The following is an 18,351-nucleotide window of genomic DNA, read 5'->3' as shown; positions in this document are numbered from 1 at the left end:
TCGGCGCCTGCCGACGTGGTGAGGCGTGCGGTCACCACCTCTGCCTCGCCCGCTGCCTTTGCTAGAGTTCCGACGCCGGCAAACCGCCGGTGTCTATGGGGAGCGTTCAATGATCATCAAGCGTATCGATGTGTTATCCGCAGGCAAGGTCGCGGCCATCATCTCAGCCATGCTCGGTCTGCTGGTTGGAATCCTGATGTTCGTCTTTGGCAGTGTGTTTGGCGCCATCCTGGGGGCCGCGATGGGGCACAGCAATAGCGGTGCGTTCGCTGGCGGGTTCATGGGGCTGATCATCATGCCGATCCTGTACGGGATCTTCGGGTTCATCGGCGGGGTGATCCAGGCGCTCCTGTACAACCTCGCGGCCGGCTTTGTCGGCGGGATCCGCATCGACACCGAGTAAGGGCCTTGACGCCGCGCCAGCCGGCGCGGCGTTTCCACCCCCCCCATGCCCATCTCTACCTTCCACCCACACTGGCAACCCGCCCGACGTCCCGGGCCGGTGCTGGTGGGCTACAGCGGCGGCATGGATTCTTCCGTGCTGCTGCATCTGCTCGCCCAAGATGCGCAACTGCGCCAGCAGGGCCTGCGCGCAGTGCACATCCACCACGGCCTGCATCCGCAGGCCGATGCCTGGGCGGATCACTGCCGGCAGGTCTGCGCAGGCTGGGATATCCCGTTGCTCGTGCTGTCGGTGCAGGTCGAGCGTGACAGCCCGCTTGGTCTGGAAGGCGCGGCGCGGCAGGCACGCCATGCCGCCTTCGCGCAGGTATTGGCCGCCGACGAGATCCTGGCCCTGGCACACCATGCCGATGACCAGGCCGAAACCCTGCTGCTACGCCTGCTGCGCGGCGCTGGGGTAGAGGGGCTGGCGGCGATGCGACCGTGGCGCAGATATGCACACGGCTGGCTCTGGCGGCCCCTGCTGGGGCTGCCGCGCGCCTGCCTGGCTGACTACGCCCTGCAGCACGGCCTACGCTGGGTACATGACCCGGACAATACCAACCTGGCGTTCGACCGCGCCTACCTGCGCCACCAGGTGATGCCCCAGCTACGGCAGCGCTGGCCACAGGCGGCAAGCCAAATGGCGCGAAGTGCCGCGCTGTGCGCCGAAGCCTGTGACCTGCTTGATCCAGACGATGCCGATGCGCTGGCCACCGCCCAGCGCGCACCGGATCTGCTGCACGTCCCCACTCTGCTCGCCATGCCTGCCGGACGCCGGGCCCGGGTCTTGCGACGCTGGATCCATCACGTGGGGCTGCCGCCGCTACCGGCCCGCGGCATTGCCTGTTGCGAGACCACCCTGTTCAACGCAAGCCCAGATGCCCGCGCCTGCTTCGACTGGCAGGGGGCGCGTCTGCAACGCTGGCGCGACCTGTTGCATGCCGGCTGGCAGCGGCCACCGCTGCCCCCCGACTGGCAGACCGAATGGGATGGCCGCACACCGTTGCGGCTGCCAACCGGCGACACCTTGCATTTGACCGGCGCGGCCGCGTTCGAGCACCCCCTAAGGGTGCATGCTCGCCGCGGCGGCGAACGGATCTGGCTGCCGGGCCGGCGCCACTCGCATTCGCTCAAACACGCGCTCCAGGAGGCCAACATTCCGCCCTGGCTGCGCGTGCGCATGCCGCTGCTCTCCGATGGCGAGTGTCTACTGGCGGCCGGCGACCGCCTGCTCGCCGAGCCCCTGGCGACCTGGCTTGCAGCCCATGGGGCCCGGCTCAACTGGTCGCTGCTGACGTAAACTTCCGGCATGCACACGACACCCGACTCCCAGGACACCTCCCCGGTCAGTGATTTCGAACGCTCGATGAAGGAGCTGGAATCACTGGTCTCCCGACTGGAATCCGGCGACATGACGCTGGAGCAGTCGCTGGATGCCTACGCCCGCGGCGTCGCCCTGTACAACCGCTGCAAAGCGGCCCTGGATGAAGCCGAGCTGCGGGTTCGCCAGTTGTCCGATCCGGCGCGCCCCGAGCAGTCCAGCGAGTTCACCAGCGGCAGCGATGACTGAGGCTGACCTTACCCGCTGGCGCCAGCGCGTCGAAGCGGCGCTGGCCCGCGCCCTGCCCGATCCGGCCCTGCCGCCGCAGCGGCTGCATGCCGCCATGCGACATGGCGTACTCAACGGCGGCAAACGCATGCGCCCACTGCTGGTCTACGCCACCGGCACTGCCTTGGGTGTCGAGGAAGCCGCGCTGGATGCCGCCGCGACCGCTGTGGAACTGGTGCACTGTTATTCGCTGATCCATGACGACCTGCCGGCCATGGACGACGATGCCCTGCGCCGTGGCCAACCCACCGTGCACGTGGCGTTTGACGACGCCACTGCGATCCTGGCCGGCGATGCCTTGCAGGCGCTGGCCTTCGAAGTATTGGCGCACGCCCCGCAGCCTGCCGCGACCCGGCTGACCATGCTGCAGACATTGGCCCATGCCGCCGGCCCAGCCGGCATGTGCGGCGGTCAGGCACTCGACATCGACGCCACCGGTCGGCGGATCGAGCTGGCCGAGCTGGAACGCCTGCATGCCTGCAAGACCGGCGCCTTGTTGCACTGCGCCATTCGTCTCGGTGCATTGGCCGGCGATGCCACCCCGGCACAGCACGCCGCACTGGATACCTTCGCCGCCGCACTCGGCCTGGCCTTCCAAATCCGTGACGACCTGCTGGACATCGAGGGCGACGCGGCCACGCTGGGCAAGACGGCCGGCAAAGACGCCGCCCAGGACAAAGCGACCTTCCCCGCCCTGCTGGGCCTTGATGCCAGCCGTGCACGCCTGTCTGAACTGGCCGTCACCATGCAGCAGGCACTGGCGGCACTGGATGCCGATACCCGCGCGCTGACGGCGCTGGCGCGTCAGGCCATCGAACGCCAGCACTGAATGCGCGTGCGCGACCATTGCGCGCACCTCACCATCGCTGGCCTGGGACGCACCGGCTGAAGCAAAGCCACTGGCTTAACGCCTTGGCGGCTGATGCTGGCGATTACCGTCGCGCCCACCGGAACGTGCCGGCTTGGTGCCGGTATGGGCATGGGCATGCGCTTCACCATTCCGCGCCCTGGCGTGCGGACGCCGGCTACGCGACTGGCGCGGGGCCTGTTCGAACGGGCGCACATCCGTGCGAATGGCTCGACTGGGCGCATACCCTGGCACCACATCCATCGCGATCTCGCAGCCCAACAAGGTTTGAATCTGACGCAGCAGATGCGCTTCGTCCGGCGACACCAGCGAGATCGCCTCGCCGTTGGCACCGTTGCGGCCGGTACGGCCGATGCGATGGACATAATCCTCGGCCACCATCGGCAGATCGTGGTTGATCACCAACGGCAGTTCGGGGATGTCCAGACCACGTGCGGCCACGTCGGTGGCGACCAGGATGCGGATCTTGCCGCTCTTGAACTCGTTGAGCGCCTTCTGGCGCGCCGCCTGGCTCTTGTTGCCGTGGATCGCCAGGGCCGGCAGGCCAGCGTTTTCCAGCTGTTCGGCCAACCGGTTGCAGCCATGCTTGGTCTTGCCGAAGACCAGCACCTGCTCGGTATGCCGACGCGCCAAGATATCGATCAGCAACGCACGCTTGTTCGAAGCATCCACCGGGTGCGCACGATGGGCAATGGTCTGCGCCACCGTGTTCTGGGCGGCCACCTGCACTTCACGCGGATTCTTCAGGAACTCCAGCGCCAGCGCCTTGATGCGTGGCTCGAAAGTGGCGGAGAACAGCAGCGTCTGGCGCTGTTTGGGTACACGGTTGACGATACGCTTGATCGCCGGCAAAAACCCCATGTCGAGCATGCGGTCGGCCTCATCCAGCACCAGAACCGAAACGCCATCGAGCGACACGCTGACGCGCTCCAGATGATCGATCAGCCGGCCAGGGCAGGCCACCAGCACATCCACACCACGCCTGAGTTGATCGACTTGCGGCTGCATCCCCACGCCGCCGAACAAGGTGGTGACATTGAGGCGGAGATGGCGCCCGTAGGTTTTGAAGCTGTCGGCGACCTGCACCGCCAGCTCACGCGTCGGCACCAGAATCAGCGCCTGCGGCCGACGCGGGCCAGCGGGCGGTGTCTGCCGGGACAGCCGATCGAGGACGGGCAGCGCAAACGCGGCGGTCTTGCCGGTGCCAGTCTGGGCACTGCCCAGCACGTCATGCCCGGCAAGCACCAGCGGAATGGCCTGGGACTGGATGGAGGTGGGGGTGGCATAGCCGTGATCGGCCAGCGCGCGCAGCAACGCAGGCGCAAGGCCCAGAGATTGAAACGACATGTGGAACTCCTTGGAGATCCCGCAGTGTGCGGGAGAGCCCAGGCGTTCCTGTGAAACCGCGCCGCAGGCAGAGGTGGCACGACGCCGGTGATCCGGGCCGTGTCTGCGCGACGAAAGGCGTTACGGGTGAAAGCCGCAGAAGCGGCCGGCTCGATCAGGAAACACGCGACCTTCGTGACGAAGGCGGATCAGCCGTGCGCAGAACGCAAGCATTGTACGTCATGACAGACCCACATGGCACATATGGCACACATGGACCATTCACACAGACATCCAGTCTGATCTGCATGCGCCACGCACGGCAGGTGTTGCCACTCAAAGCATCCGCTTGAGCGTGTCGTCGCGACGCACCCAGTGGTGATACAGCGCCGCCAGCACGTGCAAGCCGATCACCCAGTAGAACGCCTCGCCGATGCTGCCATGCAGATCTTCCAGCTGGTGCGCCAGCGCTTCGTTCTCAGGCAGCAGCGCCGGCAGGGCGATGCCGGTGAACGGGATCATCACCGCCTTGCCGTCGCTCCACGCCGTGGCCATGCCCAACAGCGGCATGACGATGAAAAAAGCGTACAGCGCCAGATGCGTAAGCTTCGACAGCAGCGCGCTGATCGTGTCCAGCGGCGGGGTAATCGGCGGCGCGCCATGCCGCAACCGGCTGGCGATCCGCCACCAGGCCAGCAGGAAGATGGTGATCCCGGCCCAGAAGTGGCCCTGCATCATCGCAAAGCGGCCACCACTGCCACGCGGAAACAGGCCGCGCTGCTCGATCAGCACATACGCCAGCACCACGAGCAGTGCCATCCACCAGTGCAGATGCCGTTGGATTCGACTGTAGCGTGCAACGATCGGATTGAGCATGGCCATAGCTTCCTGATGAATTGGATTTACGCTAACGCATTCAACGTTGCCGACGCCATCCCCTGCCTGCCCCCCCCTTCTGCATCCCACACCATGCCCACCCGCCCCCATTTCGACATCATCATCGCCGGCGCAAGCTTCTCCGGCGTGGCCTGCGCCATTTCGGCAGCCCGCCGCGGGCTGCGGGTATGCGTACTGGAACGCAAGCAGGATCCAGGAGAGAAACTTCATACCACCGGCATCATCGTCAAAGAAGCTGCGGAACAGACCCTGCTCAACGCCTTGCCCACCAACGCCACGCGGCGCGTGGAGAGGGTCTGCCTGTACTCGCCTCGTCTGAAGCAACTACGTCTGACTGCGCCTGGCTACTATTTCCTGACCACGGATACCCCCCAGGTCATGCGCTGGCTGGCCAGCCAACTCCATGAACACGGGGTCGAGTTGCGCCTGGGCCAGCCGTTCCGCGACGCCTGCCGCCGCGCTGGAGGATGGGATGTCACCGACGTCGGCACCACGCACTATTTAGTGGGCGCCGATGGCGCCCGCTCGCAGGTCGCACGCAAATGCGGGCTTGGGCTGGTCCGGAATTTTCTTTATGGCGTCGAATACGAATTCCAAGGCGCCGATCTTGTCGATTCCGACGCACTGCACTGTTTCATCAGCAAACGCTATGCGCCGGGCTATATTGGCTGGTTTGCGCAGAATCCTTGCGGCGTGCAGGCAGGGCTGGCCCTTCGACACAACCCCGCACATGCGCGCCTCCCCGATATCGACGGCTTCCTTGCGCACACGAAAGCGATTACCGGACTCCCCCTGTCTATGAAACCGTGTCATGTGCGCGCCGGCTTGATTCCCTGCTCCGGCCCAGTGCGCACCCTTGCCAACGACCGCGCCATTCTCACTGGCGATGCCGCAGGCATCGTCTCACCGGTCACCGCAGGCGGCATCCACTCGGCCTGGGATCATGGCTGGCGGGTCGGCGCCGCCATTGCTGCACACCTGCTCGATCAGGGCCCGCCAGCCGAGCAGGCTGCCATCGACGCCGCACCCCGCTTTTACACCAAGCGGCTACTGCGCTGGACATTCGACAAGTTTCAAATGGATTGGCCGTTCGACCTACTTCTGCATTCCTTGCCGCTGCGCTGGGCGGCAGAAACCATATATTTTCACCACCGCCGGGCAGACCAGAAACATGTGTCTGCACAGCCGTGAGTGCTGGGTGACTTTGGCAGAACGCCAGCGATGCCTCACTCGACCTTCAACAGCGCATCCAGATCCGCGTCCTTGCGCGCCCATAGGTCATTCATCCACTGCTGGAAACGCACCCGGAACGCACGGTCGTTCTGGTAATCCCCGCCGACAAGCTCGGCCGGGATCGGCCATTGGCGGATACGCACGCGGACTTCCGGCACGCGGTCGGCGAACAGATCGAGCATGCTCGGTACACCGGCAGGATAGGCAATGGTGACATCCAGAATGGCATTCAGCCCCTGCCCCATGGCTTCGAGCACAAATGCCACGCCACCTGACTTGGGTTTGAGCAGGTGCCGGTAAGGCGAACCTTGCCGCGCGTGCTTGTCAGCAGAGAAACGGGTGCCTTCGACGAAGTTCATGATGGCCACCGGAATCTCACGGAACTTGGCGCAGGCACGCCGGGTCACGGCAATGTCGCGGCCAGCCAGCGCCGGATTACGCGCGATCTGCTTGGGCGTGTAGCGGCCCATGAACGGGAAATCCAGCGCCCACCAGGCCAGCCCCAGCAGCGGCACCCAGAACAGCTGCCGCTTGAGGAAAAACCGCAACAGCGGGATGCGCCGGTTGAACACTTTTTGCAACACCACGATGTCGACCCAGCTCTGGTGGTTGGCCAGCACCAGGTAATGACCATCGCGCTGCAAATCGACCGCCCCATCCACCACCAGCCGGGTCTTGGTGAAGCGATCCCAAAGCCAGTTGTTGAAGCCAATCCAGGACTCGGCGATACCGGTCAAAAGCGGGTCGCACCGGCGCTTCAGGCTGCGTCCGGGCAACAGCGCCTTCAGCAAGGCCACCAGTAGCAGCGGAACGACATGAACCACCGTACTGATGCACAGCAAGATCAGCGGGATCAGGGCTCGAATCAACGCCATCGCGCTCACATTTGCAAAAACGGGCGCATGATTGTCGCGCAATCTAGCCGGCATGACTGCACCGCTATCATGTCCTGATGCCGCGCCCCAGCACCCCCTTGCTCACCCGACCCCTGGCCGATGCCCTGCACGCAGCACGGGCACAGGGGCACACGCACTGGCACGCCTCGTTCGATCTGGGCCGCAGCCAGGAAACGGTCATGCTGACCGAGGACGGCTGGGACTGGCGCGGCAAGCGCCTGCCCTACCCGCAACCGCTCAAGGATCGCACCCTGTACTTTTGGGATGGCGAGACGTTCGCACCAATCGCGCGCTACACCGGCCAGCTGATCAAACTGGTGCCCACCGAATGGGACGTCCCGACCTTCGAGATCGACGGCATCAAGATGCTGCCGACGTCAAAACAGTCGCCACTGGACGATGCGCGCCGCAAGGTGGCCCTGATCCAGCCGCGTGGCAAAACCGTGCTGGATACCTGTGGTGGGCTGGGCTATTTCGCCGCCTGCTGCCTCGAGTCAGGGGTGGCGGCGATTGCGTCGTTCGAGAAGAACGAGGACGTGTTGTGGCTGCGCACCCTCAACCCGTGGTCGCCTGATCCTGAGGCCAGCGGTGGGCGTCTGCGGCTGACCCACGCCGACATCGTGCAGGTGCTGCCGACCCTGCCTGATGCTGCATTCGATGCCATCCTGCACGACCCGCCGCGCTTTGGGATCGCCGGCGAGCTGTACTCGCAGGCGTTCTATCAACAGCTGTTCCGGGTGCTGCGGCCCGGCGGCCAACTGTTCCACTACACCGGCAGCCCCAACAAGCTGACCTCCGGCCGCGACGTACCAGGCGAGGTCATCCGCCGGCTGACACGCGCGGGATTCCGGGCAGAGCGGGCGCTGGACGGCGTGCTGGCCATCCGGCGCTGACCGCATGGCGGCCACGGGCGGCGCAGCACACCGTGCCGGATCAACGTATGTTGGAAATCGAGTTCTTGGCCGTATCGTGTTTGGTTTTCAGACGCCCCGCCTTGACCTCGAACGCCTGCACGATACGCACTTGGCGCCCCGGTGCTTCACCGGCCGCAGCGGGCGGCTGCACGACCAGGGTGAGCAGATACTCGCCCTCCGCCAGCGGCTCGGTGACATCGATCCGGCCCGGGGCGACAGTCTTGCTGGACAACGGCAATGCCTGGCCAGACACGCGTGCATACCCTGCTGAGGCAGCCGTCCCACCTGGCATGTTGCTCAACCCGCTCGAAACCACTGCGGACACGATCCCGGCGCCCGGAATCACCCCGCCGACCTGCGCCGCAGGTTGGCTGCCAGTCTGCGGCGCACCCGGGCCCAGCGTCATCGCCTTCAGATCAGCGCGGATGGCGTCTCCTTCGGGGAAGGTGATGACACAGGCATCGGCCTGACAGGCGATATCGATCGTCATCTGCGCGCCGCTGGCCACGGCATTCCCTGCCTGCTGCAAACCGGCATTGACCTTTTCGCCAAACGTCGCCCCTTGCGATTGCTTGGCCACCGAGACATTCATCGAAATGCGATTGGGCATACCGCTGTCGATCTTCATCCCAGCCCATGCCGGGGAGACGGCACCAAGCACCCACAAGAGCCCGACTGGAATCACTGCCTGAAGACACTTCATTTGCCACCTCCAAATCCATGCTGGTTTGACGACTCTACGCCTGTCCCGGCCCGCTGGCATGGCGCCGCCTGGCGTTGTGGCGTAGGATGCGGGGACGCTCTGCACTGGCAGAGGCTTTTGTTCTATCGCCCAATCGCCAGGTTTTTTTTCACACCTGGGCCAAATCGGGTCAGCCCCGCTTTCCGCTCCCCTACATTGCGGGCCCTGTCGCACCGTCCTCAAGCGTCGCCCATCGTGGTGACGCCTGAGCCCACATCCATCCTGGAGGTTGTGCATGCCCCGCAAACACGACGAAAAACCATCCACACCACCATCCGCTGCATCCAGTCGGACCAGCGCCCTGTTCAAAGGGCGCAAACCGGCCGAACGCAGCGCGGCGATGACCCGGGAGCGGATCGCCGAGCACATGGAGGCCTTCCAAAGGGCTGGCGGCACCATCGAAGTACTGGGCACCACACGCGCTCTGCAGCGCATCGGCCTGCCCGAAGACCCGCCCAGCCCCACGCCCGCACCCACGCCCAGTCAGGGGCGTTCGCGCAAATCCCGATGACCCAGGAGCCCTGGCGTGCAAAAACCCAACTACGCATTCGAAAAGCGTCAGCGCGAACTGGCCAAGAAAAAGAAACAGGACGAGAAGGACGCACGTAAGCGCGAAGCCCGTGCCACATCCACCGTCAGCCAGACCGACTCAACCAGCGCGCCTGCCGCACCTGCCCTCGACTCCCCTCGGGTACACCTGCGCAAGCACAGGTGATCAACACCCGGCTCGACCTCTACCATTGCGCCCCTCATTCAGACTGCGCTTGCAGCATCCGGACACGTCCCGATGCGTGATGGCAGGATTGGCGTATGGAACCTCTCCCACCCCACCCGCTCCCCTCCGAACTGGACACCGCCGCGACCCTGCTCATGCAGGGCCGCCTGGTCGGCCTACCCACCGAAACCGTCTATGGGCTGGCCGCCGACGCCCGTAACCCGGACGCGGTGCGCGCGATCTTCGCACTCAAACAGCGCCCGGCCGATCATCCGCTGATCGTGCACATCGGCACCGTGGACGAGCTGCGGGAATGGGCAACCGAGGTACCGCCCGCCGCGCTGACGCTGGCGCGCACGTTCTGGCCCGGCCCCCTGACCATGGTGCTGCCGGCACGCCCCGACGTGCCCCGCGTGGTCACCGGCGGGCTGGATACGGTGGCGCTGCGGATGCCGGCGCATCCGGTGGCACTGGCGCTGCTGCGCCGCCTCGGGCGCGGGGTCGCCGCGCCATCGGCCAACCGCCATCTGCGGGTCAGCCCGACCACCGCCGCCCATGTGCGTGAGGAGTTCGGGGATGCCCTGCCGCTGGTGCTGGATGGCGGCCCCTGCACGGTCGGCATCGAATCCACCATCGTCGATTTGAGTCATGACAGGCTGCGCATCCTGCGCCCGGGTGCGATCAGCGCCGCCCAGATCGCCGACTGCCTGCAGCGCGAGGTCAGCCTGCAACCCGCCGCCGGCACCCGTGCGCCCGGCCTGATGAAGCGCCACTACAGTCCGCGTGCGCAGGTGGAATGTGTCGCCACCCATGCCCTGCCCGAACGGGTTGCACACCATCTGATGGCCGGCCTGCGGGTTGCGCAACTCTCGGCCGCAGCGCCCGCCCAGCCCCACCCTGCGCTGGTCTGGCTGGCCGCAGGCGAGACGCTTGATGCCCGCATGCAGCGGCTGTATGGCCTGCTGCGGGAAGCCGACATCCTGGGTGTCGATGTGGTGGTGGCGGAACTGCCGGAAGGCGACGGCCCCGCCGACGCCCTGCGCGACCGTCTGCTGCGTGCCGCCGGCCAGGGCAGCGTGCCGACGGATTGACCCCACGCGCCCAGAAATCCAGGCCATACCCAGCGCCGTAAGGGCACACCGGCAGGTCTGCCTGCCGAGATACATCGACAGCGTTTGCTGTCATGGGCAAGAATCCTTCCGCCACCTCACGCTGCCCGACATGGCCAGACTCCAGTTTTTTCGCAATCGTTGGCGCTTCACCGCGGTGCTCGCTGCCGGACTTCTGGCCCTCTGGGGTCTGCCGAAGCTACGCGGCCCAGTGCTGCCCGGCTATCAGGTGCAGTCCGGCCCGCTGATACAAAGCGTGGTGGCCACCGGTCGAGTGGCGGCACCTTCGCGGGTTCAGATCAGCCCGGAGATCACTGGCCTGGTTCAGGAACGCCGGGTGCGCGAGGGCGATCACGTCGCCGCTGGTGATGTGCTGATCGTGTTGCGGGCCGACGACCTCAAGGCGCGACGCGACCAGGCCCGCGCCGCACTTGCGGCCCTGCAGCAGGCCGAGCGACCGAACGCGCTGGCCCGACTTCGCCAGACCGAGGCGCAACTGGCGCAGGCCGAGCGCGAGCTCCAGCGCCGGCGTGACCTCTCCACCCGTCAACTCATCGCCCGGGAAAGCGTCGAGCAGGCCGAACAGGCGGTCATCGCGGCCCGTACTGCCGTGGAGCAGGCGCGGCTCACTGCCCGCACGCTGGCCGATGACGGCGCCCGTGAGGCACAGGCGCGCAAAGAACTGGAGGCCGCCGAGGCCGCCCTGGCACGTGCGGTGATCCGCGCCCCGATCGCCGGCACGGTGCTCACCCGCCGTGTCGAACCCGGCGATACGGTGCGCCCCGGCATGGTGCTGCTGGAGATCGCGGCGGATGCCCCCGACGAAATCCTGCTGCCGGTGGACGAGAAGCTCATCGCCCCGATCAAACCCGGCCAGACGGCCACCTGTATCGCCGACGCCTTCCCGACCCGTCCGTTCCAGGCCATCGTCGATCGCATCGCACCGGTGGTGGACCCCGCCCGTGGCAGTGTCGATGTGCGCCTGCGGATCACACCGGCGGTCGATTTTCTGCGCCAGGACATGACGGTGACCGTCACCGTGCGCACCGGGGAGCGTTCACAGGCGCTGGTGATTCCCAACGATGCGCTGCTTCCAGTTGAGAACGGCAGCGACCGGGCGCGTGTGCTGGTGGTGCGGGATGGCCGGGTGCAGCCGGTCACCGTGACCTTGGGATTGCGCGGGACGGCGATGAGCGAGATCACCTCCGGTCTGCGCGCTGGTGAACACGTCCTGGCCGTGGCGGCGCTGCCGCCTGACACCCTGCCGAACGCGGGTGCGCGCGTGCGGGTGGAGCCGCAACAGTCACCTTCCGACAACGCGTCCACGCGTCGCGAACTGCCGGTGAAGTTCAACTAAGGCGATGTGGACCGAGACTGTCATCGCGCTGCGGTTTCTGCGTCAGGGACGCGCACAGACGCTGCTGATCCTGTTTGGCATCACCGTCGGCGTCGCCGTGATCGTGTTCGTCACCGCGCTGATTTCCGGGCTGCAGGCCAACGTCATCCAGCGCACGCTGGGCACCCAGGCGCATATCCGGATCAGCGCCCCGGACCAGGAAAACCGGATTGCCCCAGCGCCGCCGGGCACGCTGCACCTGATCCTGGAAGACCGCCGCGCCCAGGTGTTGCGCACCATCCTCAACTGGCCACAGGTGTTGGCGGTGCTGGATCACACCCCCGACATCGTCGCGGTCTCCCCCATCGTCTCCGGCCCGGCGTTGGCACGCCGGGGTCAGGCGGTCAAATCGGTGGCCCTGATCGGTGTGGATCTGCCACGCTACCAACGCATCATCCCGCTTGATCGCAATCTGGTGGCAGGCCGGCTGGACGTGGCCTCTGGCAATGCCCTGATCGGCAGCGAGCTGGCCCGCGAGCTAGGGCTGCGGCCGGGCGGCAAACTGCGTCTGGACGCCGGTGACGGCCGCGAGGCGGTGGTCAACGTCGCCGGGATTTTCGAACTGGGCGTGCGCGATCTGGATGCCCGCTATGTCTATCTCGACCTCAAGCAGGCGCAATCCCTGCTGGGGCTGCCCGGCGGGGTCACCGTCATCGATGTCACCGTGCGCGAGCTGTTCTCCGCCAACCGCACCGCGGCCCGTCTCCGTGGCCTGACCGGGCTGAAGGCGGAGAGCTGGATGGAAACCAACGCCCAGCTGATGAACGCGCTCAGCTCGCAAAGCATGTCCACCCGGATGATCAGCCTCTTCGTGGCACTGTCGGTGGCGCTGGGGATCGCCAGTGTGCTGGCGGTCAGCGTCACCCAGCGTACCCGCGAGATCGGCATTCTGCGCGCCATGGGCGCCCGCCGCCGGCAGATGCTGCGGGTGTTTCTGGTGCAAGGCGCCGTGCTGGGCCTGATCGGCTCACTGTTCGGGGCGCTGGCCGGGCTTGGCCTGGTTGCCGCATTCAACACCTTCGGGCCGAAGCTGTTCTATATCCCGCTCCCACCGGCCCTGATCCCGGCCGCCATGGTGCTGGCCACGCTGGCGGGCGTGGTGGCCGCGGCCGTGCCCGCCTCACGCGCTGCGCGCCTGGATCCGGTGGAGGCCATCCGCCATGTCTGAGCCCCGCGAGGTGCTGCGGCTGTCCGGCCTGCGCAAGTCCTACAACGTCGGAAAACCCAATGCCTTCGAGGTGCTGCATGGCATCGATCTGCGTCTGGATGGCGCGGATTTCACGGCACTCATCGGCCCGTCCGGCTCCGGCAAGAGCACCCTGCTCAACCAGATCGGCCTGCTCGACTCACCCACCGAGGGCGAGCTGTTTCTGCTGGGGCAGCCCACCCGCGGCATCGACGATGAAACCCGAACCCGCCTGCGCGCCCGCCACATCGGGTTCGTGTTCCAGTTCCATCACCTGATCAACGCCTTTACCGCACTGGAAAACGTGCTGATGCCGGTGATGCTGGCCCGTGGCAAGCCAGACCCGGACACGGTGGAACGCGCTCGCGCCCTGCTGGCCGACGTCGGGCTGGAAACGCTGGCGGATCGCAAACCCGACCAGCTCTCCGGCGGCCAGCAACAACGGGTGGCGATCGCCCGGGCCCTGATCACCCGGCCCGCGCTCGTGCTGGCCGACGAACCCACCGGCAACCTCGATACGCAAAGCGCCGACGAAGTGTTTGAGTTGCTGCGCCGGTTCAATCGCCAACATGGCTGTGCAGTGCTGGTCGTGACCCATGATCCGCGCCTGGCAGCGCGCTGCGACCGCATCATTACGCTGGTGGACGGACGTATCGAAAGCGACGTTCGCCGCTGACCCCGCCCTGGTCTGCGGCCGGCACGCGCGTGGGCATCATAGACATTCGGCCGATGACATTCGTCATCTGTCTGACGCGCGGCAAGGCGGTATAGTCCCTGCACACAGTCATGCCGGCATCCGGCCCGGCCAGTCAGGGAGACCACCATGGGTTTGATTCAGGCAGTTCGCGGCGCAGTCGGCGGAGCACTGGCCGACCAGTGGCAGGATTTCTACACCATTCCCGACCGGCTCCCGCCCACCGCGGCGCTGTTTGCCGCGGTTCCGCGTGGCAGCAATGCCGGCCGCGGTTCCAATCTGCACGGCTCCAGCAACATCATCAGCAACGGCTCGAAGATCGTGGTGCCGGAAGGCTATGGCCTGTTGCTGATGCAAGACGGCAAGATCACCGCCCTGGTCGCCGAGCCGGGCGGCTATGAATGGCGCTCGGATGCCTTGCAGTCGAAGTCGGTCTTTGCCGGCGACGGCCTGCTCGACCCGCTGGTGATGCAAAGCTGGGAACGCTTCAAGTTCGGTGGACAACCGGGCACCCAGCAGCTGGCCTTCTTCGTGTCGCTCAAGGAACTGCCGGACAACCGGTTCGGCACCCAGTCGGAGATCTACTGGGACGATGCTTTCCTCAATACCCAGGTCGGCGCGATCACCCGTGGCACCTACACGCTGCGGATCGTTGACCCGATCCTGTTCGTGAAAAACTTCGTCCCGGCCAGCTACCTCCAGCCGGGCCGAGTGTTCGACTTCACGGATCTGGACAACCCGGCCGCCGAACAGCTGTTCAATGAAGTGGTGGCATCGCTGGCGCCGGCGTTCTCGCGCTATACCAACGACCCGGCCAAGGGCAACCGCATCACCCGCATCCAGCAGGACTCGGTGGGCTTTGCGCAGAGCCTGTCGGAGGCGGTGGAAGCGGCATACCAGTGGCGCTCACAGCGCGGCCTGGAAATCGTCAAGACCGCCATCCTGTCGATCGAATACGACGCCAACACCCGCGAGCTTCTGAAAACCGTCCAGCGCGCCGATGCCCTGTCCGGTGCCCGCGGCAATGCCAACCTTCAGGCCAGCGTTGCCCAGGGCATGCAGGCAGCCGGTGAACATGGCGGCGCCGCCGGGATCATGGGGCTGGGCATGGCCTCGGGCATGCTGGGTGGGCTTGGCGCCTTGCAGCAGCCCACGGCACCAGCGGCCGAAGATCCCGTGGCCAAGCTCAAGAAAGCCAAGGAGATGCTGGACATGGGCCTGATCACCCAGGCCGACTACGACACGCTGAAAGCCAAAACCCTGGGCCTGTAACGCGCTGCGGCCATGACCGGCCATCCTTTGCCCCCCTCGCCACCTACCGGCCCGGGCTCGCCCCGCGATGTGCCCCCCATCCCGGATGGGCCGGCGCCAGACCGCCTGCCCGGTGTGTCCGGTGATGTCTCAAGCGAACCTGCTCCGGCCATTCCGGATCACGCAGATGCCACGGTGAAAGATGGCCTGAACCGCTGCCCGAAGTGCGGCGCCAGCGACATCCGCCAGAAGCCTGGCAGTGACATGCTGATCTGCCTGTTCTGCCGGCATACCTGGCAGGGTGAACGGGTGGAAGAAGCGCTGGGGCTGGGTGACGGCATCGAACACCTGCGCGGCACCGTCACGACTGCCGGCGCCCGTGAAATCGATGCTGGCACCAGCGATCTGCGCAGCTTCAAATGCGCCGGCTGCGGTGCCGAGGTGACCATCAACACCCAGACCAGCATGACCGCACGCTGTCACTGGTGCCGGCATGTGTTCGGCGTCAACGAGCAGATCGAAAACGGCGCCGTCCCCGACGCCGTGTTGCCCTTCCGCATCCGCAAGGAAGACGCCATCGCCCGTATCCGCCAGTTCGTGGACAAGCGGCGCCTGTTTGCCCTGAAAGACTTTCTCGAACAGTTCACACCGGAAAATGTGGTGGGGGTGTATCTGCCCTACATGATCGTGGACGCCAATGCCAGCGCCGCACTGGCAGGCTTCGGCGAAATCCAGACCCGCCGCTACACCGTCGGTTCCGGCAACGACCGCAAGACCTACTACGACGCCGACGTATACCAGCTGGAACGGGCGCTGGACTTCACCGTCGATGACCTGCCGCTGGAGTCCTCGCGAACCCGCCGCAATCTCGACACCCGGGTCAACACCCAGAACATCATCAACGCCATCCTGCCATTCGATACCAAGAACGCCGTCAAGTGGAACGCGTCCTATCTGGTCGGCTACAGCACGGAGAAACGCGATCTCAACGTCACCGACCTGCAGCCCGCGCTGGAAGATCAGCTGCTGTCGATCGCCCGCGCCCAGGTGGAAGATTCGGTGCGCCGCTACGACCGCGGCGTCCGCTGGGAAGAGGAAGGCCTTGACCTGCATGGCAGCCGCTGGGTGTCGATGGCCATGCCGGTCTGGCTGTATTCCTATCACCAGCCCGGCCCCAACGGCGGAATGCTGCATTACATCGCCGTCAACGGCCGCACCGGCGAGACCATGGGGAGCGTGCCAGTGCAGCACTGGAAGCTGTTGCTGGCCGCACTCACCGTCGGCACCGTACTGGAGACCATCGTGATCTGGCTGTTGGGGAATTCCACATGAGCGGTGATCACAGCGGCTGGCTGCTTCTCCTCGGCCCGGCCGGCGCAGCCGGCTTTTACTGGGCGATGTACCGCTATTACCGCAACACCGACAAATCGCATGCGTTCGAGCGCGAAACCGAGGTTCGGCGTCTGTCGCTGACAGGCGCTGAACACGACATCAAGGTGGATGAAATCCGAGGCACCCGTGAGTCCCGCATCCGCGGCGACAACCTGCGCGACTACCGCCGCCGGGTGCGGCGCGTGCCTTACCGCAAGACCTAAATCGGTTTACGCAAAAGACAAAGACAACATCGGGCGCAATCAACTGCCCAGCGACGTCAATACGCCCACCGCCAGCTCGGCCCAAAGGTAAAGAAACACCGCGAGCACGGCCAGCCCCACCTTCCAGCGGTGCCGTGCCGACACCCGACGTGCCATCAGCACGAACGCCCAACCCGCTGTCAAAAGCAGCGTCCCCATGACAAGGAAGTCACCGACCGTCCAGTGCACCCCGAGGTCGAACTGCATGGCCAGCAGCGGAATGAGCAGCAGCGCGCCTGCGGCCAAGGCAATCCAAATAAAGACGCGGTTGTGCACGATCAGGCGGTCGAATACTTCAGCCATTGTGCTTCTCCTGAAGCCGATTTCGGGCTTTGCTGGACACCGCGGCGACCGGGAAGTCTCCCTGCAAAGCCTCAATCAGCGGGCAGCGCCGCGCTGCATGCGGTTGCCGGCAATCCCGAATCAGCGCCTGCAAGGCGGCTTCCATCCGGCGCAACTCCCGCAACCACGACCGCACATCGGCAAGCCGATGCTCGGCCTGCTCGCGCACCTCGTCACAGTGATCGCCGTCTTCCAGCCGCAACAGGCCAGCCACTTCGTCCAGGCTGAACCCCAGCCGTTGCGCTGACTTGATGAAGCGCAAACGCATCAGGGCGTCATGCCCATAGCGGCGGATGCTGCCATACGCACGCTTGGGCAACGGCAGCAGCCCTCTGCGCTGGTAAAAGCGGACGGTTTCCACATGCACACCAGCCGCCTGGGCCAGGGCGCCGATGGTCAGGTTTGACGCTCCCTGCGGCATGCCTTGACTCCGTACTGGACTCCGGACTGAACATTAGCGCAGTCCCCATTGAAGGAGAACCCGATGACGAAGCCACCAGCACGCACCGGGCGCGGCACGCTTGCCGTCGGCGGACTGGCCGCCATCCTCGCCTCGACCTGCTGCCTGGGGCCGCTGGTGCTGGTCGCACTCGGCTTTAGCGGCGCCTGGATCGGTAACCTGACCGTGCTGGAGCCCTACCGGCCATTCTTTATCGGCGTTGCGCTGATCGCCCTTTTCTTCGCCTGGCGACGCATCTTCCGGCCAGCGGCCGCCTGCCAACCGGGCGAGGTCTGCGCCATTCCGCAGGTGCGCAGCACCTACAAGCTGATGTTCTGGATCGTGACCGGCCTGGTCGTGATTGCGCGGCTCAATCGCGATTCCAGTGGAAACGGTTCATGTCTGATGGGGAGCATGGAGCCAAGGGTGACGGGGTAGATGCCTGAGCTTGGCGCACAGCAGGTAGCTGATGGCGATCAGGTTGGCGTCAGTGCGATAGCCCTTGGCGCGGGCCTTGGCGGCCTGGATCTGGGCGTTGAAGGCCTCGACCTGGCCGTTGGACAGGCCGGTGTCGAAATGCCGCAGGATGCCGGTGAGGTGGTCGCGGATGGTGGCACCGAGCTTCTTGAAGGGCGTCAGCCGACACCGTCGTGCCC

At 65.8% G+C, this 18,351-nt stretch carries 23 protein-coding genes; 16 read left to right on the top strand and 7 right to left on the bottom strand.

From position 1 onward, the window contains the following. Window positions 1-109 precede the first annotated feature (109 nt). From BUA29_RS04310 to BUA29_RS04295, 4 genes are read left to right on the top strand one after another with little or no spacing between them, the layout of a single operon-like run. Window positions 110-403, top strand: a complete 294-nt coding sequence (locus tag BUA29_RS04310) for a hypothetical protein (protein ID WP_072755399.1) — start codon at window positions 110-112, stop codon at window positions 401-403. A gap of 51 nt (window positions 404-454) precedes the next feature. After that, the gene (gene tilS, locus BUA29_RS04305; protein WP_425443762.1) at window positions 455-1,744 is read left to right on the top strand and encodes a tRNA lysidine(34) synthetase TilS; all 1,290 of its coding nucleotides are present in this window, start codon (window positions 455-457) and stop codon (window positions 1,742-1,744) included. A 9-nt stretch (window positions 1,745-1,753) separates the two neighbouring features. Then, window positions 1,754-2,014, top strand: a complete 261-nt coding sequence (locus tag BUA29_RS04300) for an exodeoxyribonuclease VII small subunit (protein ID WP_072755397.1) — start codon at window positions 1,754-1,756, stop codon at window positions 2,012-2,014. After that, window positions 2,007-2,882 carry a polyprenyl synthetase family protein gene (locus BUA29_RS04295; RefSeq protein WP_072755396.1) on the top strand — a complete coding sequence of 292 codons (876 nt, stop codon included), beginning with the start codon at window positions 2,007-2,009 and terminating at the stop codon, window positions 2,880-2,882. The genes BUA29_RS04300 and BUA29_RS04295 overlap by 8 nt, the downstream gene beginning before the upstream one ends. Window positions 2,883-2,957: 75 nt before the next feature. On the opposite strand, the gene BUA29_RS04290 is transcribed toward BUA29_RS04295, so the two are convergent. Both BUA29_RS04290 and BUA29_RS04285 read right to left on the bottom strand, forming a co-directional pair. Then, the gene (locus BUA29_RS04290; RefSeq protein ID WP_072755395.1) at window positions 2,958-4,268 is read right to left on the bottom strand and encodes a DEAD/DEAH box helicase; all 1,311 of its coding nucleotides are present in this window, start codon (window positions 4,266-4,268) and stop codon (window positions 2,958-2,960) included. 315 nt (window positions 4,269-4,583) lie between these two features. After that, window positions 4,584-5,123: a cytochrome b gene (locus BUA29_RS04285; protein WP_072755429.1), complete on the bottom strand. Its 540-nt coding sequence runs from the start codon at window positions 5,121-5,123 to the stop codon at window positions 4,584-4,586. 15 nt (window positions 5,124-5,138) lie between these two features. On the opposite strand from BUA29_RS04285, the gene BUA29_RS04280 reads away from it, so the two are divergent. Then, window positions 5,139-6,335: an NAD(P)/FAD-dependent oxidoreductase gene (locus BUA29_RS04280; RefSeq protein WP_245770503.1), complete on the top strand. Its 1,197-nt coding sequence runs from the start codon at window positions 5,139-5,141 to the stop codon at window positions 6,333-6,335. Between the two features lie 35 nt (window positions 6,336-6,370). On the opposite strand, the gene BUA29_RS04275 is transcribed toward BUA29_RS04280, so the two are convergent. Further along, window positions 6,371-7,252 (bottom strand): acyltransferase, encoded by an 882-nt coding sequence (locus tag BUA29_RS04275; RefSeq protein WP_072755393.1) that lies wholly within the window; start codon window positions 7,250-7,252, stop codon window positions 6,371-6,373. A gap of 77 nt (window positions 7,253-7,329) precedes the next feature. Here BUA29_RS04275 and BUA29_RS04270 point away from each other — a divergent pair, with 77 nt between their 5' ends. Next, entirely contained in the window at window positions 7,330-8,166 is an 837-nt protein-coding gene (locus BUA29_RS04270; RefSeq protein WP_072755392.1) for a class I SAM-dependent methyltransferase, read from the top strand. Between the two features lie 40 nt (window positions 8,167-8,206). On the opposite strand, the gene BUA29_RS04265 is transcribed toward BUA29_RS04270, so the two are convergent. Further along, window positions 8,207-8,815: a hypothetical protein gene (locus BUA29_RS04265; protein WP_072755391.1), complete on the bottom strand. Its 609-nt coding sequence runs from the start codon at window positions 8,813-8,815 to the stop codon at window positions 8,207-8,209. Between the two features lie 349 nt (window positions 8,816-9,164). Between BUA29_RS04265 and BUA29_RS04260 the strand changes: the two genes are divergently transcribed. The 9 genes from BUA29_RS04260 (at window position 9,165) to BUA29_RS04220 (ending at window position 16,875) form a co-directional block, all read left to right on the top strand. Then, window positions 9,165-9,440 carry a hypothetical protein gene (locus BUA29_RS04260; RefSeq protein WP_072755390.1) on the top strand — a complete coding sequence of 92 codons (276 nt, stop codon included), beginning with the start codon at window positions 9,165-9,167 and terminating at the stop codon, window positions 9,438-9,440. A gap of 15 nt (window positions 9,441-9,455) precedes the next feature. Continuing rightward, window positions 9,456-9,644, top strand: a complete 189-nt coding sequence (locus BUA29_RS04255; protein WP_072755389.1) for a hypothetical protein — start codon at window positions 9,456-9,458, stop codon at window positions 9,642-9,644. A gap of 95 nt (window positions 9,645-9,739) precedes the next feature. Further along, complete coding sequence (locus BUA29_RS04250) at window positions 9,740-10,735, top strand: L-threonylcarbamoyladenylate synthase (RefSeq protein ID WP_072755388.1); 996 nt, start codon at window positions 9,740-9,742, stop codon at window positions 10,733-10,735. Window positions 10,736-10,865: 130 nt separating this feature from the next. Beyond that, the gene (locus BUA29_RS04245; RefSeq protein WP_072755387.1) at window positions 10,866-12,110 is read left to right on the top strand and encodes an efflux RND transporter periplasmic adaptor subunit; all 1,245 of its coding nucleotides are present in this window, start codon (window positions 10,866-10,868) and stop codon (window positions 12,108-12,110) included. A gap of 4 nt (window positions 12,111-12,114) precedes the next feature. Beyond that, entirely contained in the window at window positions 12,115-13,317 is a 1,203-nt protein-coding gene (locus tag BUA29_RS04240; protein WP_072755386.1) for an ABC transporter permease, read from the top strand. Then, window positions 13,310-14,011 carry an ABC transporter ATP-binding protein gene (locus BUA29_RS04235; RefSeq protein WP_072755385.1) on the top strand — a complete coding sequence of 234 codons (702 nt, stop codon included), beginning with the start codon at window positions 13,310-13,312 and terminating at the stop codon, window positions 14,009-14,011. The genes BUA29_RS04240 and BUA29_RS04235 overlap by 8 nt, the downstream gene beginning before the upstream one ends. Window positions 14,012-14,158: 147 nt before the next feature. After that, the gene (locus tag BUA29_RS04230) at window positions 14,159-15,301 is read left to right on the top strand and encodes an SPFH domain-containing protein (protein ID WP_072755384.1); all 1,143 of its coding nucleotides are present in this window, start codon (window positions 14,159-14,161) and stop codon (window positions 15,299-15,301) included. 12 nt (window positions 15,302-15,313) lie between these two features. After that, window positions 15,314-16,612: a hypothetical protein gene (locus BUA29_RS04225; RefSeq protein ID WP_072755383.1), complete on the top strand. Its 1,299-nt coding sequence runs from the start codon at window positions 15,314-15,316 to the stop codon at window positions 16,610-16,612. Next, window positions 16,609-16,875 (top strand): hypothetical protein, encoded by a 267-nt coding sequence (locus tag BUA29_RS04220; RefSeq protein WP_072755382.1) that lies wholly within the window; start codon window positions 16,609-16,611, stop codon window positions 16,873-16,875. Before BUA29_RS04225 ends, BUA29_RS04220 begins: the two co-directional genes overlap by 4 nt. Before the next feature lie 39 nt (window positions 16,876-16,914). Here the strand turns inward: BUA29_RS04220 and BUA29_RS04215 are convergent, their stop codons facing one another. Further along, window positions 16,915-17,217 carry a hypothetical protein gene (locus BUA29_RS04215; protein ID WP_084602339.1) on the bottom strand — a complete coding sequence of 101 codons (303 nt, stop codon included), beginning with the start codon at window positions 17,215-17,217 and terminating at the stop codon, window positions 16,915-16,917. Next, window positions 17,210-17,677, bottom strand: a complete 468-nt coding sequence (gene merR, locus BUA29_RS04210) for a mercury resistance transcriptional regulator MerR (RefSeq protein ID WP_072755381.1) — start codon at window positions 17,675-17,677, stop codon at window positions 17,210-17,212. The genes BUA29_RS04215 and merR overlap by 8 nt, the downstream gene beginning before the upstream one ends. A 63-nt stretch (window positions 17,678-17,740) precedes the next feature. Between merR and merT the strand changes: the two genes are divergently transcribed. Continuing rightward, the gene (gene merT / locus BUA29_RS04205) at window positions 17,741-18,133 is read left to right on the top strand and encodes a mercuric ion transporter MerT (protein ID WP_084602338.1); all 393 of its coding nucleotides are present in this window, start codon (window positions 17,741-17,743) and stop codon (window positions 18,131-18,133) included. Here the strand turns inward: merT and BUA29_RS04200 are convergent. Then, window positions 18,092-18,351 (bottom strand): transposase (locus BUA29_RS04200; protein WP_143148801.1); only part of this gene is annotated, 260 nt, incomplete at its 5' end. The genes merT and BUA29_RS04200 overlap by 42 nt on opposite strands.

This window comes from Thermomonas hydrothermalis (genome assembly GCF_900129205.1).
Classification (GTDB): Bacteria; Pseudomonadota; Gammaproteobacteria; order Xanthomonadales; family Xanthomonadaceae; genus Thermomonas; species Thermomonas hydrothermalis.
Note: the sequence above shows the minus strand (reverse complement) of the source record. Positions and strands in the feature narration are given on the sequence as shown.

Bases quoted from the DNA above. Each gene is read 5' to 3' on its own strand.
- BUA29_RS04310 (WP_072755399.1), top strand. From the start codon at position 110: ATGATCATCAAGCGTATCGATGTGTTATCCGCAGGCAAGGTCGCGGCC.
- BUA29_RS04300 (WP_072755397.1), top strand. From the start codon at position 1,754: ATGCACACGACACCCGACTCCCAGGACACCTCCCCGGTCAGTGATTTC.
- BUA29_RS04295 (WP_072755396.1), top strand. From the start codon at position 2,007: ATGACTGAGGCTGACCTTACCCGCTGGCGCCAGCGCGTCGAAGCGGCG.
- BUA29_RS04290 (WP_072755395.1), bottom strand. From the start codon at position 4,268: ATGTCGTTTCAATCTCTGGGCCTTGCGCCTGCGTTGCTGCGCGCGCTG.
- BUA29_RS04285 (WP_072755429.1), bottom strand. From the start codon at position 5,123: ATGCTCAATCCGATCGTTGCACGCTACAGTCGAATCCAACGGCATCTG.
- BUA29_RS04280 (WP_245770503.1), top strand. From the start codon at position 5,139: ATGAATTGGATTTACGCTAACGCATTCAACGTTGCCGACGCCATCCCC.
- BUA29_RS04275 (WP_072755393.1), bottom strand. From the start codon at position 7,252: ATGGCGTTGATTCGAGCCCTGATCCCGCTGATCTTGCTGTGCATCAGT.
- BUA29_RS04270 (WP_072755392.1), top strand. From the start codon at position 7,330: ATGCCGCGCCCCAGCACCCCCTTGCTCACCCGACCCCTGGCCGATGCC.
- BUA29_RS04265 (WP_072755391.1), bottom strand. From the start codon at position 8,815: ATGAAGATCGACAGCGGTATGCCCAATCGCATTTCGATGAATGTCTCG.
- BUA29_RS04260 (WP_072755390.1), top strand. From the start codon at position 9,165: ATGCCCCGCAAACACGACGAAAAACCATCCACACCACCATCCGCTGCA.
- BUA29_RS04250 (WP_072755388.1), top strand. From the start codon at position 9,740: ATGGAACCTCTCCCACCCCACCCGCTCCCCTCCGAACTGGACACCGCC.
- BUA29_RS04245 (WP_072755387.1), top strand. From the start codon at position 10,866: ATGGCCAGACTCCAGTTTTTTCGCAATCGTTGGCGCTTCACCGCGGTG.
- BUA29_RS04240 (WP_072755386.1), top strand. From the start codon at position 12,115: ATGTGGACCGAGACTGTCATCGCGCTGCGGTTTCTGCGTCAGGGACGC.
- BUA29_RS04235 (WP_072755385.1), top strand. From the start codon at position 13,310: ATGTCTGAGCCCCGCGAGGTGCTGCGGCTGTCCGGCCTGCGCAAGTCC.
- BUA29_RS04230 (WP_072755384.1), top strand. From the start codon at position 14,159: ATGGGTTTGATTCAGGCAGTTCGCGGCGCAGTCGGCGGAGCACTGGCC.
- BUA29_RS04225 (WP_072755383.1), top strand. From the start codon at position 15,314: ATGACCGGCCATCCTTTGCCCCCCTCGCCACCTACCGGCCCGGGCTCG.
- BUA29_RS04220 (WP_072755382.1), top strand. From the start codon at position 16,609: ATGAGCGGTGATCACAGCGGCTGGCTGCTTCTCCTCGGCCCGGCCGGC.
- BUA29_RS04215 (WP_084602339.1), bottom strand. From the start codon at position 17,217: ATGGCTGAAGTATTCGACCGCCTGATCGTGCACAACCGCGTCTTTATT.
- merR (WP_072755381.1), bottom strand. From the start codon at position 17,677: ATGCCGCAGGGAGCGTCAAACCTGACCATCGGCGCCCTGGCCCAGGCG.
- merT (WP_084602338.1), top strand. From the start codon at position 17,741: ATGACGAAGCCACCAGCACGCACCGGGCGCGGCACGCTTGCCGTCGGC.